We start from the raw sequence: 14812 nt of genomic DNA, 5'->3' as shown, positions 1-14812 counted from the left end.
CGCCGGGCGATGGATCAGGATTTCTGGTCGGCTGTGTTGGCCAATTCAAACGCCGCTTCGGCCGTGATCGCTGGTATGGGCTGCTTGTTGGCCCGGTTTTCGCCGGCGAGGCGATGGCGAAGGCGATCCAGTGGCCTCTCAAGACCGACGACGATAAAACAAGACACCAACAAGCTTGTCGCGACCACGACAGCATAATTGTTGCTCAGAAACTGAATGATCGGAAAATGCACGAGATAGATCGGATATGAGAGATCGCCGACAAACCGATCGATGCTCACGTCCTTGAAGGCTGCGAAGGCTACCGGAACGACCGCCGCGGCCATTGCAGCCGCAACGAAGCCGTACTGTTCCGGCACGTTCAGAACAAAATGCTGTCCGAGCACGATCAACCCGGCGATTGCGACGAGCGCGACGGCCCTGGATCTCGAGAACGGAAGCATTTCGATCTGGTTGAACAATCGGAAGCTGAGCATTCCGAGCACAAATAGGGGAAGCTCGAATGGAAAGAAGCGATAGTACCAGGGATCGTGATCCAATCCGGCGCCATACGCTGCAAGTCTCGCTCCGGTGAGCATGAGAGCGATCGCACCCAGGCGGAAGCTGCTCAGCCGGGCCACGAACGGAGCCATCAGGTAAAAATACAGCTCCAATGCCAGCGTCCACGATGGGCGCACAACCAGGTACGAGGACAGTTGAGGGGCAGTGGAGTGGAAATTCGCGGTAAAGAACAGCTCGCCGCGATCCACTCCGAGGAACAGCAAGGTGTCCTGAAGAAAGATCAGTATGCTGGATGCGAACACCAGAATGGCGGGCTGCCACCCCAGGCTGGCAATCTGGTGGAAATCATTCACGGGCCAGAGCGCGAGAGCAAGCGCAGCCACGAGCCAGTATGTCGGAAAAATTCGAACGGCTCGACTGAGATAGAATGCTCCTGCGGACGCGTAGCGCTGCGACAGGACCATCTGCATGTAGAATCCGGAGACAACAAAGAAGACTTCGACCGCCATGATCCCCGTGGTGAGACGAAGCCAGGGGAATGGCGGCAGCACGTGGTCGCCGACAACGGCCAGTGCCAGGAGTAATCGCAGGAGGCCCATCGATTCACGCGATCAGGCGCGGCACGACGTCAGGTATGATGGAAGAATTGCGATAAGAATCCGGCTCAGCCGGAACACGGGCAGGGAGATGATTTCGTCGTCTGGCCTCGCTCCTCCCGAGCGATCGTGACGGCATACAACAGAAGCTCGGCGCCATTTGCGGCCACTCCCTGCGTTACGGGAATGTACGTGCCATAACAACTATTAATAGAGTCACAACATCAGCGTGTGATTTGGCGTCACTCTCGCAGACCGTGCCTGGAGCGAACACAAGCTGCTGCGTCTGGCCTACGCCGGCTAGTCCAGGGCGCGCACTCATAAACCGTCGATGATGTCGGTTTCTCCCCGACACCCGATTGATGGAGCAGCAAAGGACCAAGAAGCGGACACACCAGGGTGTCCAGTCGCCAATCAAGGCTCTATAGATTCGCCCGAAAAAATTCGGCGACCGAAGAATTCAGCCGAACATGAAACTGCTCGCGGTCGAAACCCGGTGGATCATTGCAGACGATAGGTTCCTGGCCAGCAACGCCAGCGGGGCAAACTCTGATAAAAGAGAAGTGCTGTGAGTTTTCGATTTTATTGAGGGTGTGTGGCACCTTAAGCGCTGCATTGATTGTCTCAATAGCCTTGTGATCGACACCGTCAAATCCTGTCTCGGAGGCCCACAGCTGTACAGGCACCGTGACGTCGGAGAAGCTCTCGGCAGTGAAAAAGATAGTCATAGGATCGACAATCGTCGCAGCCTTAATCCGACGGTCATGCATCATCGGCAAATTGGAAAATTGCGGCCCACGTAGTTCACCACAAATCTTATCCGTCCGCCCTTCGCACATCGGCAGTCCGGCCAAAAAATTAGGCCTTGCCCCAACGGTTACGAGCCCTGTGTAGCCACCACGTGAGAAACCAAAGATACCGATCCTGTTAGGGTCAACCGTCGCGAACCACGGGTCTACTGTGATCATGTGATCGATCACTCGCGAGACATCTTTCGGGCGCTGAAGGTAGATCGACAGTTCCCCGATCCTGCTTTTGTCGGAGGCCGTATCGCCGGGATGATTGAGCGACGCTACGACAAAGCCCTCATCTGCTAAATGTTCGGCTGTGTCACTGTTTCCGACGAATGAGCCGCCTCGTCCATGAGTCATGACGACGAGCGGCAATTTGTGCCCGCGGACCGCGCCGTCCTTGGCCCCCCTCAAAATGAATGCGTCGAATTTGATCGGCGAAGGCGGATCGTTGCTGGGATACCAGACGGCAACCTTAATCGCAGGGCCGCTGCCGTCGGCCGGAACATCGACCATCTTCAGCCCAGCCGCTGCTGCGGGTGCGGTCATGGCGAGGGCCGCGGAAAGGCAGATGAACCGGACTGTTTGCATGTCGCCGCCCTAGAAGCGTTCGCGAGGCGGTTTATTGAATACGCGCGCAGATGGCCAGCGATCGGGCTAATGCGATGATTAATGAGCAGTCGCAGTACTGTGAGACTGCTTGAGTTCTGGTTGGGTCATTTCGACAGTTTCATCGGGGATTATCGGCAGCGCCATGAAGTAGGGCGCTGGGCCAACCTCCCGCCGAAAAGCAATCGCAGCAATCCGATCCGCTTCAGCCCCTATCTTTCGCAACCAGTTCGAGCGGCTCTTCAACAGGATGATCAAACAATGTCGTCGGGCAACGACGCGCTACGACAGGCTCGCCGCCAACTACCTTGCCTAGACCGGCGTGGTGAACATCGGTATGTCCGGCAGCACGACATTCAATCGTCCGGCGGCAAGCTCGTCCTCGATGGCGATGCGCATGAACTGCGCGATGCCAACGCCTTTTATGACCGCCTCAATCAACGACTGGGCATCGTCGCTATCGAAGGGGCCATTGGGGATGACCCGAGTGCCGTCCGCAAAAGTAAATGCTTGCGGCCGGCCAAGCGCCGTTTTTGACCCGATGCGGACATTGCGTCGCACGGTTAGGGCGGGCTGCCAGCCCTTTTCTCGCTCGGCTCCCGGTTGAAAGATGCTAGGCTGTATGCCTCAGTCGGGCGCTTCAAACGAGTAACTCAATGAGGCGGCGCGAGTTCATCACGCTCGTCGGCGTTGCCGCGGTTATGGGCCCGAGCCCGGCGCGGGCGGAGCTGACGAGAAAGCTACCCATCATCGGATTCTTGGGCCCGGCCTGGTCGGCCCAAGATTTCGAGGATCGGTTGCGCGAACTCGGTTGGATCGCGGGGCGGACCGTTGCGATCGAGTATCGCTCTGCGGAGGGACATACCGAACGCTCCAACGAAATTGCGACCGAGTTCGTCCGACTCAAGGTGAATGTCATCGTCACGGTGGGAGGATCTCCGACCCTCGCGGTAAAACGTGCGACATCGCTCATCCCAATTGTCTCCATTTCTGGCGACCCTGTTGGCAGCGACCTCGTCGCAAGTTTGGCCCGACCGGACGGCAATGCGACCGGCCTAGCGCTCAACCCCATCAGTCTTGCCGGCAAGCGCCTCGAGCTGTTGCGCGAGGTTGTCCCAGGTTTCCGCCGCTTGTCCGTTATGGTCAATGCCAATAGCCCCGGTTTCAAAAACAGAATGGATGAGGTGCAGGCGGCGGCCTCCGCGCTCGGCCTCAAGGCGACGATATTGGAAATCCGGCGCGCAGAGGACGTTGCATCGGCTTTCGAGGCCCTCAGGGACCGTGCGGACGCACTCTATGCCGTCGGCGTCCCACTCACCTTCGCCATTGCGACCCGAGCGCTGACCGCGCGAATTCCAACGATGTTTGAATACCGAGAGTTCGTCGATGCGGGCGGGCTGATGTCCTACGGCGTGGACGCAACCCACCTATGGCGGCTTGCCGCGACCTTTGTCGACAGGATTTTGCGCGGGGCGAAGCCGGCCGACTTGCCAGTCCAACAGCCGACCAAGTTCGACCTCGTCATCAATCTGAAGACCGCCAGGGCACTCGGTCTGAAAGTACCGGAGTCATTTCTGTTACGCGCCGACGAGGTGGTTGAATGAGCGGGGCTGCCGGGCAGCCACCAAGGGAGCGCCGCTCATCCGACCGATCGTATGCCTCGCGGGTCAGTGTCTCGGTTCAAGGCCACGTAATCGATCTCGCCATAGGTAATCCCGATATCCTTCAGCTCCTGATCACTCAGGCTACAAAGATCACGCCGCAGCCGCTCCCATTTCCGCCACTCTTGAAAAGCGTTCCAGCAATTCTTGAGAACGCTGACATGGCGTCGCTGAGAGTCTGTCGTCTGGACCAAGCCCGTTGTCTGATAAATCATGCTCATCGCAGCATCCTCGGGCACCTTGTTTCCACCCTGACAAGCTGCCAAAATCTGGCCCAGCGCGCTTGATCTGCTGCTTACATTTTCCTTACGGACTGCTTATTCTTTATTTTCCGGGTGTTGCCGGGCCTGACCGGAGACCGTCCAAGGCTGTGCTGCACCGGCCAAACTATCTCAACGCACAATTCATTCTGGCGGCATGCCACGCAATGTCTGGAAGGGTCGAGGAAGCCCGGATGATCGGTGCGCGCCTGATGGAAGCGAGGCCGGCTCTGCGCGTCTCCACACTCGTTCCAAAGCTCGCTCGATTTTACAGGCCGGAACACCTCGAAAGGATAGCGCGAGCTTGCCCCATCATGGGTCTAGCCCCATGAGTGCGTGCGGTTGTCAGGAAAGACTAGTCTCATTCCAATTCCCATCAAGCGCGCAGTATGAAATGGCCACTTGTGGCTTAGCGGACCAATCCGCATTCTGAACAGTTGGACCGCTTTTGCCGCTTAGCGGACCTGGCCTTCAGCTCAAATGTTCGCTTTGGCCCATAAGCGGCCATCCTCTCCTTACAGCCGTAACCATCTCCCTCCAGAGGAGACATCGTTCGGTAGCGCGCGCCGCTCCATTCTTGGCGTGGCTCGCGCGGACACAAGCGCGGCCAAGCATCTGTCCGGAAGCCTGCATTGGGTTGCGCAGGATGGATTGCGACAGCGAATTCGCAACCGCGACGAAAGGGTTCTCCGATGTCCTATAATTTTCTGCTGGCGTCGTGGGGGACCCTTGGGAATTTGAGCCCGCTGCTGACTGCGGCGCGGAGGTTGCACCGGAATGGACATCATATCTGGGTGATGGCGGATCCGGCGATGCGCGCTGAAGTCGAGGCCTCCGGCTTTGCATTTATAGCATGGCGCCGCGCCCCGACCGGAAAGGCTGCGGATCCGGTGGACGTCTCGGATGTACAAGACTTTCTACGCCAGGCCATCTTTGATCCTGCCGCGCTCTATGCGGCCGATGTCCGGGATGAAATCGGCCGTATGCCGACGGATGCCGTTCTCCTGCTTGACGTGCTGTTTGGCGCTGCGCTCGGGGCGGAGGCGTCAGGCGTGCCTTTCGCTCTTCTGTCCCCTCATGTCAGCATTCGGCCCCTGCCGGGAATGCCGCCGGCTATCAGCGGATTGGGTCAACCGAAAACGCCGCAAGAGCGCGCCGATGTCGACGCCGCCAATGCCAGGCTGGCCGAAACACTCAATGTGTTTCTGCCCAGTCTCAACCGCGCGCGTGCCGATCTGGGTCTTCCGCCTCTCGCAGATGTCTTCGATCTGTTCGATCGGGCCAACCGGCTTTTGCTCGCGACCAGTCGGGCGTTCGACTTTCAAGCTGACTCGCTGCCCGAGAATTTCCGCTATGTCGGACCGCTGCTCGATGTGCCGAACTGGTCAAAGTCTCGGCAGACGGAGGCGTGGCGAGCGCCATGGTCGGCTCCGTCGGGGCGTCCTCGCGGGCTGATCGCATGCAGCACGGGCGCGCAAGGTCAGCGCGAGCTGTTTCAGCGCATTATCACAGCGATGGAAGCGGTCGAGATCGATGCCCTTGCAACAGCCGGTCCCAATGTCGACGTCGCCGACCTCTGGGCTCCGAACAATGTGCATCTGGTCCGCGGCGCTCCCCATGACCTCGTCATGAAGGATGTTTCCGTGGTGATCTCGCAAGGCGGCCACGGAACGACCACGCGTTCACTCATCAACGGACTGCCGCAGCTCATCCTGCCGATGGGGCGGGACCAGGCCGCCAACGCCGCGCGCGTCGAAGCGAAGGGGGCAGGGCTTCAATTGCCTCCAACCGCCTCCGAAGCGGAAATTGCCGCGGCGGTGAACCGATTGATCGCGGAGCCGCAATTCAGGATGGCGGCCCGTCTGCTCGGCGAGGCCATGAAAGTCGATATCGATCGGTCCGGCCTCGTCGACGAGATGGAGGCGATCGCCGCCACTGGCCGCGCGGCGAGACAGCAACCGAAGAAACAACCGCTTCGAAAATCCGCCTGACGGATCGCAACGCGAATGGGCGGCGCACCGTTCGTGAACGATGCGCCGCTCGTTGGTTCATGCCGCTTTGGCGTCGACGCTGCCGATCCAGTTGCGGGCCAGCGTGACGTCGGCCTGCGACAATTGATGGCCCGCCGGCAACACCTTGTGGTCGACGCGCGCTCCGGCTTCCGACAACAGCGCCGCAAGCTTTGCCGAATTGCTCGCCGGCACGATCGGATCGGCCTGCCCGGACAGCAGCAAAATGGGCTTGCCGCCAAGCTCCGGCATTAGCAGATCGGTTTTGGGCGGATCCGACAGCGGCACCATTGCGCGCAGCAGGATCGCGCCTGCCAGGACGTCCGGCTTCAGCAGCAACAGCGCGGCTGCGATGTTGGCGCCGTTGGAGAAGCCGACCGCGACCGGAGCGGCGATGCCGTATTGCTTGCGCGCATCGGCGACGAAGTCGCCGAGCTCCAGCGCGCGCCGGCGCACGTCGTCCTCGTCGAACACGCCCTCCGCGAGACGGCGGAAGAAGCGCGGCATGCCGTGCTCGAGCACGCGGCCGCGCGGCGAGAGCAGCGCGGAGCCGGGCGAGATCATCTTGCCGAGCCCGAGCAGATCGTTCTCGTCACCACCGGTGCCATGCAGCAGCAGCAGAGGAGGGGAGCCCGCGTTGGTCGCGGGCTCGAAACGATGGATGAATGTGCTCTCGGTCATGACGCGCTTTCTTCCAGGCTCGGCAGAACATTTTCGATCTGCTTGCGCTGCGCTTCGAGGAAACTCGGCAGCTTCAGATCACGTCCCAGCGTCGCGACGGGTTCGTCGACGGCGAAGCCGGGGATATCGGTCGCGATCTCGAACAGCACGCCGCCGGGCTCGCGGAAGTAGATCGAGCGGAAATAGTTGCGGTCCCTCTGCTCGGTCGGGTGCAGGCCGTGATTGCTCACGAGCTTTTGCGCCATCCGGCCCTGCTCGGCGTCATCGGCCGCGCGGAAGGCGATGTGATGGACGGAGCCGCCGCCCTGATGCCCGCGCAAAAAGCCCTTGGCCTCGTAGATGTCGACGACGCTGCCTTCGGCATCGCCCGGCGCCTTGAAGCGGATCACCGAACCTTCGCGCCCGGTCTCCTTGAAGCCGAACACATCGGTGAGCACGGCCGCCGTCTTCGCCGCGCTGTCGAGCAGCAAGGTCACACCGTGGAAGCCGCGGATCGCGTGCTCGGCCGGCACGTCGCCATTGCTCCAGCCGGGCTCGTTCTCGGCGCCGGGGACACCCACAAGCGCGAGCGCCATGCCGTCAGGGTCGGTGAACGGCAGCACGGACTCGCCGAAGCGCTTCTCCAGCGCCTCATAGGCAATGCCCTTCTCGGTGAAACGCTGCGTCCAGTAGCCGAGCGAGTGCTGCGGCACGCGGAAGGCGGTCTGATGCGTCTCGCCGACGCCGCGGCGGCCGGCCGGCACGCCGGCCCAGGGGAAGAAGGTCAGGATGGTGCCGGGGCGGCCGGTCTCGTCGCCGTAATAGAAATGATAAGTGCCGGGATCGTCGAAATTGACCGTCTTCTTGACGAAGCGCAGGCCGAGATCCCGGGTGTAGAAGCCAAAATTGCGGATGGGGTCGCCGGCGATCGCGGTGACGTGGTGCAGTCCAGACATTGTCGTCCTCCAGAATTCGGGGAGCGGTCTTGCTCTGGGTGGAAATATCGTTCCGCTTTGGATTGGAGACAATCCATGCAAATATGACGTCTATGTCTACGATTTGGAAACAATCGCCGGGGCCGGCCCTTGGATAAAGTCGCCAGCCTCCGGGCCTTCGTGAAGGTGGTCGAAAGCGGCAGTTTTGCCGAGGCGGGCCGCCAGTTGCGGCTGTCGCGCTCGGCGATCAGCAAATACATCGCCGACCTCGAGGAGAGCCTCGGCGTCCAGCTCCTGAACCGCACCACCCGGCACGCGAGCCCGACCGAGAACGGCCAACGTTATTTCGAGCGCGCGGTCGTGATCCTCTCGGAGATCGAGGCCGCCGACCAGGCGGTGACGCAGGCCCAGTCGGCGCCGCGCGGCCTGTTGCGGGTCAACGCGCCGATGTCGTTCGGCACGATGCGGCTAGGTCCTGTGCTGGCCGATTTCATGGCGCGCTATGGCGAGCTCCAGCTCCAGATCGTGCTCAGCGACGATCTGCTCGATCCCGTGCAGGACGGCTTTGACGTGACCTTGCGGATCGCGGAATTGGAATCCTCGAGTTTGATCGCGCGAAAAATCATGCCGGTGGCGCGCATGATCTGCGCCTCGCCCGATTATCTCGCGCGTCACGGCACGCCAAAGCATCCGCAGGATCTGCGCGAGCATGTCTCGCTCACCTACGGCTTCCTGCTGACCGGCAATCAATGGAAGCTCACCGGTACCGACGGCGATCACTGGATCCAGCCGGCCTGGTCGCTCTGCGTCAACAATGCCGAAGTGCTGCGCGACGCCGCGATCAAGGGCAGGGGGCTGGCGCTGCTCCCGGAGTTCATCGCCGCCGACGCGTTGAAGAAGGGCGAGCTGCGGACGGTGCTGGACAATTATTCCGCACCGCCGCTTGCGCTCTATGCGGTCTATCCGCCGACGCGGCATTTGTCGGTGAAGGTGCGGCTGTTCATTGATTTTCTGGTGGAGCGGTTTGGGCGTGAGGAAAAGACCTAAAGATTTCAGTACTGCCCAGTCGCCCGCCCCATGCTAGCTTGGCTTAGTCAGTTTTAGGGGGCGGGATGAAGGGTGGGGTTATCTATACTTACAACGACTTCGAGCAGATCGTTGGGTCATTGATGGTGAGCGAGACTTCCCCCCGTATGATGGGCGTTCTGTTTGCTCAAGAAGGCCAGAAGTTGACCAAAGATGTCTTGGAGCCAGCCTTCAAATATCTAAATCGGCGCTCGGGAGCAGACTTCCACCTCATTTTAGCTGGATGGGAAAACCGCTCCGACAACTATAGCTACACGGACGAGGACTTTCTGCGAGCCGTTGAAATCTTCGAGGCAAATTCGAAATTCAAATACCGGGGGCGGCCAGTGCTCTTGCTGTTCGCCGCTCGTGCGGGAGTGAGCAACCAAGTCAAGCTCTCTGCGGATGCATCGAGGGAAACCACTGATTCGTACGCAGACCTTTCGAGCGTGATGCAAATTCAGCTCGACGTATTGAGTGACAAGGCGATACGCGAGCCAGCCATAGTTGTAATCGAAAATGCGATAGCCTTTGCCAAAAAATACGAGGGTGATGATCCTGTTCGCGCTTACGGTGTCAGGGGTATCTTCCGCGCGGTTGCGGATGGCATAGTTGAGGGATTGACTGCCCTGCTACCGAAAGCGGTAAAGGATAAGATCGACTATATCCGCGAGCATTCGGTGACCGACATCTCGAACATTGAACACAAGGTCAAAGTGAAGTTGATTTCAGAGCGCGAGGAAACCAAAGACCTCGTTCCAATCGAGCGCAAAGATCGCTTGCTCCGCTATGGAGATGCAAATTTGCTGCCTCCGAAGAAAGCGCGCTCCGTTGAGTCTGAAGGACACGATGAAGCATGATGAGCACCTATCCATGAATAGTTGGCCGAAGAACTAGCTGACCGAGCTTTGCTCGGCGGGCCGGAGCAGTTCGTCAAGCGCGCTCATAGAGGCTTGCTGAAGCGCGGCAAGCTCACGAGCTGCGCTCTGGTATTCGGGCGGGGACATCGAGGGCGCTGCCAATTCGATCTCACGGGTGCGCTCGAACAGGCGCACGAGTCCGAGCGCGCCGGCGGCGCTGCCGAGCTGGTGCGTGGATCGCGCGAGCTCGTTGTGATCGCCGGCCGCGGCGGCCTTGGCGATGTCTGTGATCAATTTGCCGCTGGTCTCTTGCAGCAAATGATGCAGCTTTTCGATTTGCGCGGAGCCGAGCAGCTCGCGCTGGTCGTCGAGGAAATGCCGGTCGATCAATGCGCCTGCAGCGAGTTGCGCGGTGGCCGGCTCATCGGGGGCATCCTCGATCGCCTCGCGCAACGCGTTGATCAGGATCGGCTTGCTGACGACCTTGGCGATGCCGGCGCCGGTGAGCCGCTCGCGGGCGCTGGTGGAGACGTCGGCGGTCACGGCGATGATGCGCGGCATTTTTGGCAGATCGAGCTTGCCGATCCGCGAGGCCGCCTCGATGCCGTCCATGTCGGGCATGTGCAGATCCATCAGGATGATGTCGAATGTCCGGTCGCGGGCGAGCTCTATCGCCGACGCGCCGTCTCTCGCAATCGTCGCGCGATGGCCAAGCCGGTTCAGAATGGCTTCACCGACCTCGCAATTGACGGGATCGTCGTCGACCAGCAGCACGCGCAACTGCCGCGAGGGCGGCGGGACCGCGCCTTGCGCGACGCCGCTTGGGGCCCGGCCGAGCGGCACCTGAAGCGTGAACGTGCTGCCCGCGCCCGGCGTGCTCTCCACCGTCAGCTCGCCGCGCATCAGGCGCGTGAGCCGGCGCGCGATCGCGAGTCCGAGGCCGGTGCCGCCGAACCGCCGCGCGATGCTGTCGTCGGCCTGGACGAAATCGTCGAAGATGCGCTCGTGCATGTCGGGCGCGATGCCGATGCCGGTATCGCGAACGGTGATGCGCAGCAGGACATGATCGTCGCGTTGCTCGGCGGTCGCTGTCAGCGCAATCCCGCCGTGCGGGGTGAACTTGATGGCATTGCCGATCAGATTGAGCAGGATGCGGTTGAGCCTGACCGGATCGCCGTGCACGGATGTGTCGACCGTCGCATCACAGGCGAGGTCGAAGGTCAGGCCCTTGCCGAAGGCTTGCGGACACATCAGCTCCGCGGCGGTCTCGATCAGCTGGTGGAGGCGGAAGTCACGCGTCTCCAGCGTTTCGGTGCTGGCCTCCAGGCGGGCATATTCCAGGATGGCATCGACCAGGGCGATCAGCGTTTCGCCCGATGCCTCCGCGGTCGCGAGGTGGCGGCGCTGGGCCTCGCCGAGGCTGCCGTCGTCGAGCAGCTGCAGCACGCCCATGACGCCGTTCAGCGGCGTGCGCAGCTCGTGGCTGACGACGGCGAGGAAGCGCGACTTGGTCTCGTTGGCCAGCACGGCGGCCCTGCGTGCGCGCTCGGCGGCGTCATGTTCGGCCAGGGCCTGATCGCGGGTCTTTTCGAGTTCGGCGGTCCGCTCGGCGACCTTGCGCTCGAGGGTCGCATAGGAGTCGCGAAGATGCGCGGCCATCCGGTTGAACTGGTCGCCGAGCGCTTCCAGCTCGTCGCCGGTCTTGATCGCGAGCCGCAGGCCGAGATCGCCGCTGCCGATCCGCCGCGCGCCCTGCGTCAGGATCTGGATCGGCACGGTCATGCGCCGGCTGAGCCAGAGGGACACCAGGACCGCGAAGGCGAGCAGGACGATCAGGAGAAACGTCGCGCGTCCGATCGATGCATAGATCGGGGCGTAGGCCTCGCTGAGCGGAAGCTCGACGAACACCAGCCAGCCGAGCGAGGGGACCGTCGCATAGGTCGAGAGCACGCGCTGGCCCGACAGATCCTCCTTGACCAGGCCACCCGAAGGCGGGCCCACGCCGTCGAGCGCGGCGCGCACGTCGGCATGCCCGGAGAGATCGCTCCGTTGCAGCGCCGGCCACAGATCGGGATGCGCGATCAGGACTCCCATGCGGTCGACCACATAGGCCTTGCCCGTGTTGCCGACCCTGATCCCGGCGACGAGGTCCCAGATGAAGCGCAGATTGACGTCGGCCACGATCACATTGGGATTCCGCCCGGTCCCGCGCGTGGCGAGCGTCATGAACGGCTCGGTGTCGCCGAGGAAGTAGACCGGCCCGTAATAGGCCCGGCTTTCATTGGCGCCGCGGAAGGCCGGCGAGGCCGAGAGATCGGCCTTGCTGCCGACCCTGTCCGCGACACGGCGTGACACGCGCACCTGCTCGCGGCCCTGCGAATCGAGCTCGGCAATTTCCGCGATCGCGGGCGAGAGGCGCAGGAGCCGGATGGCGTTCAGGCGGTCGTCTTCGTTGCTCGACAGCTCCGGAGGCAGGCGCGAGAGCCATCTGATCTGGTTTTCGATCTGGCCGATGAACTGGCCGATCTGAATCGCCGCGCTTGCTGCCTGCTCGCGCTGGGTCGCCGCGAGAAGCTCCTTCTGCTCGTGATAGGAGAACCAGACGTCGAAGCCGGTGTTGATGGCGAGCGCGGCAAAGGCGAGGGCGACGATCGAGTAGAGATATTTTCGGAATAACCGGCCCGGGGGCGTCCGCAAATGTCCCTGGTCGATCGCCTCGTTCACTCGCGGATCTCGTCGGCGCGCGCGAGCAGCGTGAATGGAATGTTCAATCCGAGCGACCGGGCGACCGTGCGGTTGATCAGGAGCTCGTATTTCCGCGGCGATTGCACCGGCAGATCCCCGGCCTTGGTGCCGCGCAGGATGAGATCGACGTAGTCGGCCGAGCGCACCTCCAGCGTCGGCCCGTAGCTCATCAATCCGCCCGCATCCATGAAATAATGGAACGGATAGATCGTGGGGACGCGATGCTTGGCCGCCGCCGCCACGACCGCCTGACGGTGGATCACGAGGAAGCTGTCGACCAGCGCAACCATCGCCGCCTTGGGCGGTTCGGAAAAGCGCCTCACGGCTTCGTCGATGTCCGTCGGCGCGTTGACGGGCGCGGGGGCCACGGACACCCCTGATGTCGCGGCCTCCTGCTCGATCGATTCGAGGAAGAAGCGCCCGGCGCGGGGCGTGGTCGCCGGGTTGAAAAGGACGCCGACGCGCGCGAGATCCGGCACCGCCTCCCGAATGAGCTGAAGCCATTTGCCGCCCATTTCGGCGGTGCTGTTGGTGAAGCCGGTGACGTTGCCGCCGGGATGCGCGAGGCTTTCGACGAAACCGTTGCCGACGGGATCGTTGGCGGTCGCGAAAACGATCGGGATGGTTTTGGTGGCGGCAAAGACTGCGGCGGTTTCGGTGGTCGAGCCGGTCAGGATCACGTCCGGCTTGAGCTCGAGCAACTCCTGGACCGCGGTCTTGAGCTTGTCCGGTCCGCCAAAGGTCGAACGGAGTTCGAAGCGGAAGTTGACGCCTTCGACCCAGCCGCGCTGCCTCAAGCCGACGATGAGGCCACCCAGGCGGGAGGTCGGGCTGTCGGTCATGCTCCGTCTGGTCAGTTCGTCGTCGAGCGGCAATCCCGTCAGCGAGGCAATAATCCGCATGCGATCTGACGTTGCGCCGAGCGCAATCCAGCCTGCGGCGGTTGTGCCCGCAAGGCGAATGAAGCCGCGGCGATCGAGCGCGAACGCGGAAGGCCGTTCGGTCATGGAATTCTTTGCACGATGGTCTGTCCCAAGCCGGATGCTTAACGCGAAAGGGCGGTATCCACAATTGATGAAAAAATGCGCTTATGAATGTTCATTCGCAGCATTCGGCACTTCGATACCGTATTCCTACCCGGCCAAAGAGTCGCTGTTTCGAGCTTTGTCTGCTCCGTGACGATCTGCAACGCGTTGTGGCGTTGCAACATTTTCCGTCTCGTTGCGACGACGGTTCGGAGAAGTCGATTTCTGAGCGGCTGATTTTTTGAAGCGTTGTTTCAGGTTTATTTCGAAGGTTTTCGATGCGCAAAATCTATCTTCTTCCGGCCCTCGTGGGCCTGCTGACCTCAGTTGCAGCCGGGCCGCTCGCGGCCCAGGGAGCGGTGCCGAAGCAGAAGGCTGCGCCGGCACCCAGAGCAGCCGCTGCCGGTGCGGCGCCAGCCGCCGCCGCCGGTGCGCCGGTCGCTGCTGCGACAGAGACGCCTATCGCCGGTGCGGACGACAAGACGGCCAAGGCGATCGACGGCTTCCGCTCCGCCAAATTCGGCATGAACGAAGCCGACGTGCGCGCGGCGATGATCAAGGACTTCAGCGCCAAGCCCGACGCGATCAGGGCGCAGGACAACGCGTCCGAGCTGACGCACAGCATCCTCATGTCCGTTCCCGAGCTGCTGCCGAACGGCGGGACTGCCGAGCTCTCTTATGTGTTCGGCTACAAGTCCAAGTCGCTGATCCAGATCGGCGCCGTCTGGTCGAAGGGGACCGACACGGCGATGACGCCGGAGAAGCTGTTCTCCAACGCCAACATCCTGCGCGCCCATTTCATGGGCGAAGGCTTCAAGCCCGACTCCATCGCGGTCAACATGCCGGTTGCCGGCGGCATCGTGATGTTCCGCGGCAGCGATGCCAAGGATCGTTCGGTGATCCTGCTTTTGCAGGGCACGTTCGAGAACAAGGAGAACAACCAGCGTGTGCTGACCCCGACCAGCCTGCTGCTGTTCTACGTGGCCGACGCCAAGAGCCCCGACATCTTCAAGTTGCCGCCCGGCCAGTTCTGATGCCGGACGACCTCACGACATTCTCCCACCCGGTTGTGGATCGGCGCGAATGCCGATGATG

General features: G+C 61.8%; 13 protein-coding genes and 1 pseudogene. 6 read left to right on the top strand and 8 right to left on the bottom strand.

The features are described 5' to 3' along the window. Positions 1 to 14 precede the first annotated feature (14 nt). The gene (locus tag OWC48_RS03250; RefSeq protein WP_282518636.1) at positions 15 to 1100 is read right to left on the bottom strand and encodes an acyltransferase; all 1086 of its coding nucleotides are present in this window, start codon (positions 1098 to 1100) and stop codon (positions 15 to 17) included. 419 nt (positions 1101 to 1519) lie between these two features. Beyond that, on the bottom strand, positions 1520 to 2437 hold the full coding sequence (locus OWC48_RS03245) for a prolyl oligopeptidase family serine peptidase (RefSeq protein WP_282518635.1): 918 nt from the start codon (positions 2435 to 2437) through the stop codon (positions 1520 to 1522). A 213-nt stretch (positions 2438 to 2650) separates the two neighbouring features. Between OWC48_RS03245 and OWC48_RS03240 the strand changes: the two are divergent. After that, positions 2651 to 2813 (top strand): annotated as a pseudogene (locus tag OWC48_RS03240) (IS5/IS1182 family transposase); the annotation flags it as partial. On the opposite strand, the gene OWC48_RS03235 reads toward OWC48_RS03240, so the two are convergent. Further along, entirely contained in the window at positions 2810 to 3058 is a 249-nt protein-coding gene (locus OWC48_RS03235) for a LysR substrate-binding domain-containing protein (RefSeq protein WP_282518634.1), read from the bottom strand. The pseudogene OWC48_RS03240 and the gene OWC48_RS03235 sit on opposite strands and share 4 nt — an antisense overlap. A 95-nt stretch (positions 3059 to 3153) precedes the next feature. Between OWC48_RS03235 and OWC48_RS03230 the strand changes: the two genes are divergently transcribed. Continuing rightward, positions 3154 to 4101, top strand: a complete 948-nt coding sequence (locus tag OWC48_RS03230) for an ABC transporter substrate-binding protein (protein WP_282518633.1) — start codon at positions 3154 to 3156, stop codon at positions 4099 to 4101. A 35-nt stretch (positions 4102 to 4136) separates the two neighbouring features. Here the strand turns inward: OWC48_RS03230 and OWC48_RS03225 are convergent, their stop codons facing one another. Further along, entirely contained in the window at positions 4137 to 4373 is a 237-nt protein-coding gene (locus OWC48_RS03225) for a DUF1127 domain-containing protein (RefSeq protein ID WP_282518960.1), read from the bottom strand. A 935-nt stretch (positions 4374 to 5308) separates the two neighbouring features. On the opposite strand from OWC48_RS03225, the gene OWC48_RS03220 reads away from it, so the two are divergent. Beyond that, positions 5309 to 6409: a glycosyltransferase gene (locus OWC48_RS03220; RefSeq protein WP_308775977.1), complete on the top strand. Its 1101-nt coding sequence runs from the start codon at positions 5309 to 5311 to the stop codon at positions 6407 to 6409. 57 nt (positions 6410 to 6466) lie between these two features. On the opposite strand, the gene OWC48_RS03215 is transcribed toward OWC48_RS03220, so the two are convergent. Further along, positions 6467 to 7108: an alpha/beta hydrolase gene (locus OWC48_RS03215; protein WP_282518631.1), complete on the bottom strand. Its 642-nt coding sequence runs from the start codon at positions 7106 to 7108 to the stop codon at positions 6467 to 6469. Beyond that, complete coding sequence (locus OWC48_RS03210) at positions 7105 to 8043, bottom strand: ring-cleaving dioxygenase (protein ID WP_282518630.1); 939 nt, start codon at positions 8041 to 8043, stop codon at positions 7105 to 7107. Before OWC48_RS03210 ends, OWC48_RS03215 begins: the two co-directional genes overlap by 4 nt. Before the next feature lie 129 nt (positions 8044 to 8172). Here OWC48_RS03210 and OWC48_RS03205 point away from each other — a divergent pair, with 129 nt between their 5' ends. Both OWC48_RS03205 and OWC48_RS03200 read left to right on the top strand, forming a co-directional pair. Further along, complete coding sequence (locus tag OWC48_RS03205) at positions 8173 to 9069, top strand: LysR family transcriptional regulator (protein WP_282518629.1); 897 nt, start codon at positions 8173 to 8175, stop codon at positions 9067 to 9069. Between the two features lie 65 nt (positions 9070 to 9134). Further along, positions 9135 to 9947 carry a hypothetical protein gene (locus OWC48_RS03200; RefSeq protein ID WP_282518628.1) on the top strand — a complete coding sequence of 271 codons (813 nt, stop codon included), beginning with the start codon at positions 9135 to 9137 and terminating at the stop codon, positions 9945 to 9947. Positions 9948 to 9980: 33 nt separating this feature from the next. Here the strand turns inward: OWC48_RS03200 and OWC48_RS03195 are convergent, their stop codons facing one another. After that, the gene (locus tag OWC48_RS03195) at positions 9981 to 12671 is read right to left on the bottom strand and encodes a hybrid sensor histidine kinase/response regulator (RefSeq protein ID WP_282518627.1); all 2691 of its coding nucleotides are present in this window, start codon (positions 12669 to 12671) and stop codon (positions 9981 to 9983) included. Continuing rightward, positions 12668 to 13699: an ABC transporter substrate-binding protein gene (locus tag OWC48_RS03190; RefSeq protein WP_282518626.1), complete on the bottom strand. Its 1032-nt coding sequence runs from the start codon at positions 13697 to 13699 to the stop codon at positions 12668 to 12670. Before OWC48_RS03190 ends, OWC48_RS03195 begins: the two co-directional genes overlap by 4 nt. A gap of 296 nt (positions 13700 to 13995) precedes the next feature. Here OWC48_RS03190 and OWC48_RS03185 point away from each other — a divergent pair, with 296 nt between their 5' ends. After that, a complete protein-coding gene (locus tag OWC48_RS03185) occupies positions 13996 to 14751 on the top strand; it encodes a hypothetical protein (RefSeq protein WP_282518625.1) in 756 nt (251 codons plus the stop codon). Positions 14752 to 14812 lie beyond the last annotated feature (61 nt).

It is taken from the genome of Bradyrhizobium sp. Arg816 (assembly GCF_029989365.1).
Lineage (GTDB): Bacteria > Pseudomonadota > Alphaproteobacteria > Rhizobiales > Xanthobacteraceae > Bradyrhizobium.
The sequence above is the reverse complement of the archived record's forward strand: the minus strand, read 5'-3'. Positions and strand labels throughout refer to the sequence as shown.

Coding starts and splice junctions, on each gene's coding strand:
- OWC48_RS03250 (WP_282518636.1), bottom strand. CDS start 1,100: ATGGGCCTCCTGCGATTACTCCTGGCACTGGCCGTTGTCGGCGACCAC.
- OWC48_RS03245 (WP_282518635.1), bottom strand. CDS start 2,437: ATGACCGCACCCGCAGCAGCGGCTGGGCTGAAGATGGTCGATGTTCCG.
- OWC48_RS03230 (WP_282518633.1), top strand. CDS start 3,154: ATGAGGCGGCGCGAGTTCATCACGCTCGTCGGCGTTGCCGCGGTTATG.
- OWC48_RS03225 (WP_282518960.1), bottom strand. CDS start 4,373: ATGATTTATCAGACAACGGGCTTGGTCCAGACGACAGACTCTCAGCGA.
- OWC48_RS03215 (WP_282518631.1), bottom strand. CDS start 7,108: ATGACCGAGAGCACATTCATCCATCGTTTCGAGCCCGCGACCAACGCG.
- OWC48_RS03210 (WP_282518630.1), bottom strand. CDS start 8,043: ATGTCTGGACTGCACCACGTCACCGCGATCGCCGGCGACCCCATCCGC.
- OWC48_RS03200 (WP_282518628.1), top strand. CDS start 9,135: ATGAAGGGTGGGGTTATCTATACTTACAACGACTTCGAGCAGATCGTT.
- OWC48_RS03190 (WP_282518626.1), bottom strand. CDS start 13,699: ATGACCGAACGGCCTTCCGCGTTCGCGCTCGATCGCCGCGGCTTCATT.
- OWC48_RS03185 (WP_282518625.1), top strand. CDS start 13,996: ATGCGCAAAATCTATCTTCTTCCGGCCCTCGTGGGCCTGCTGACCTCA.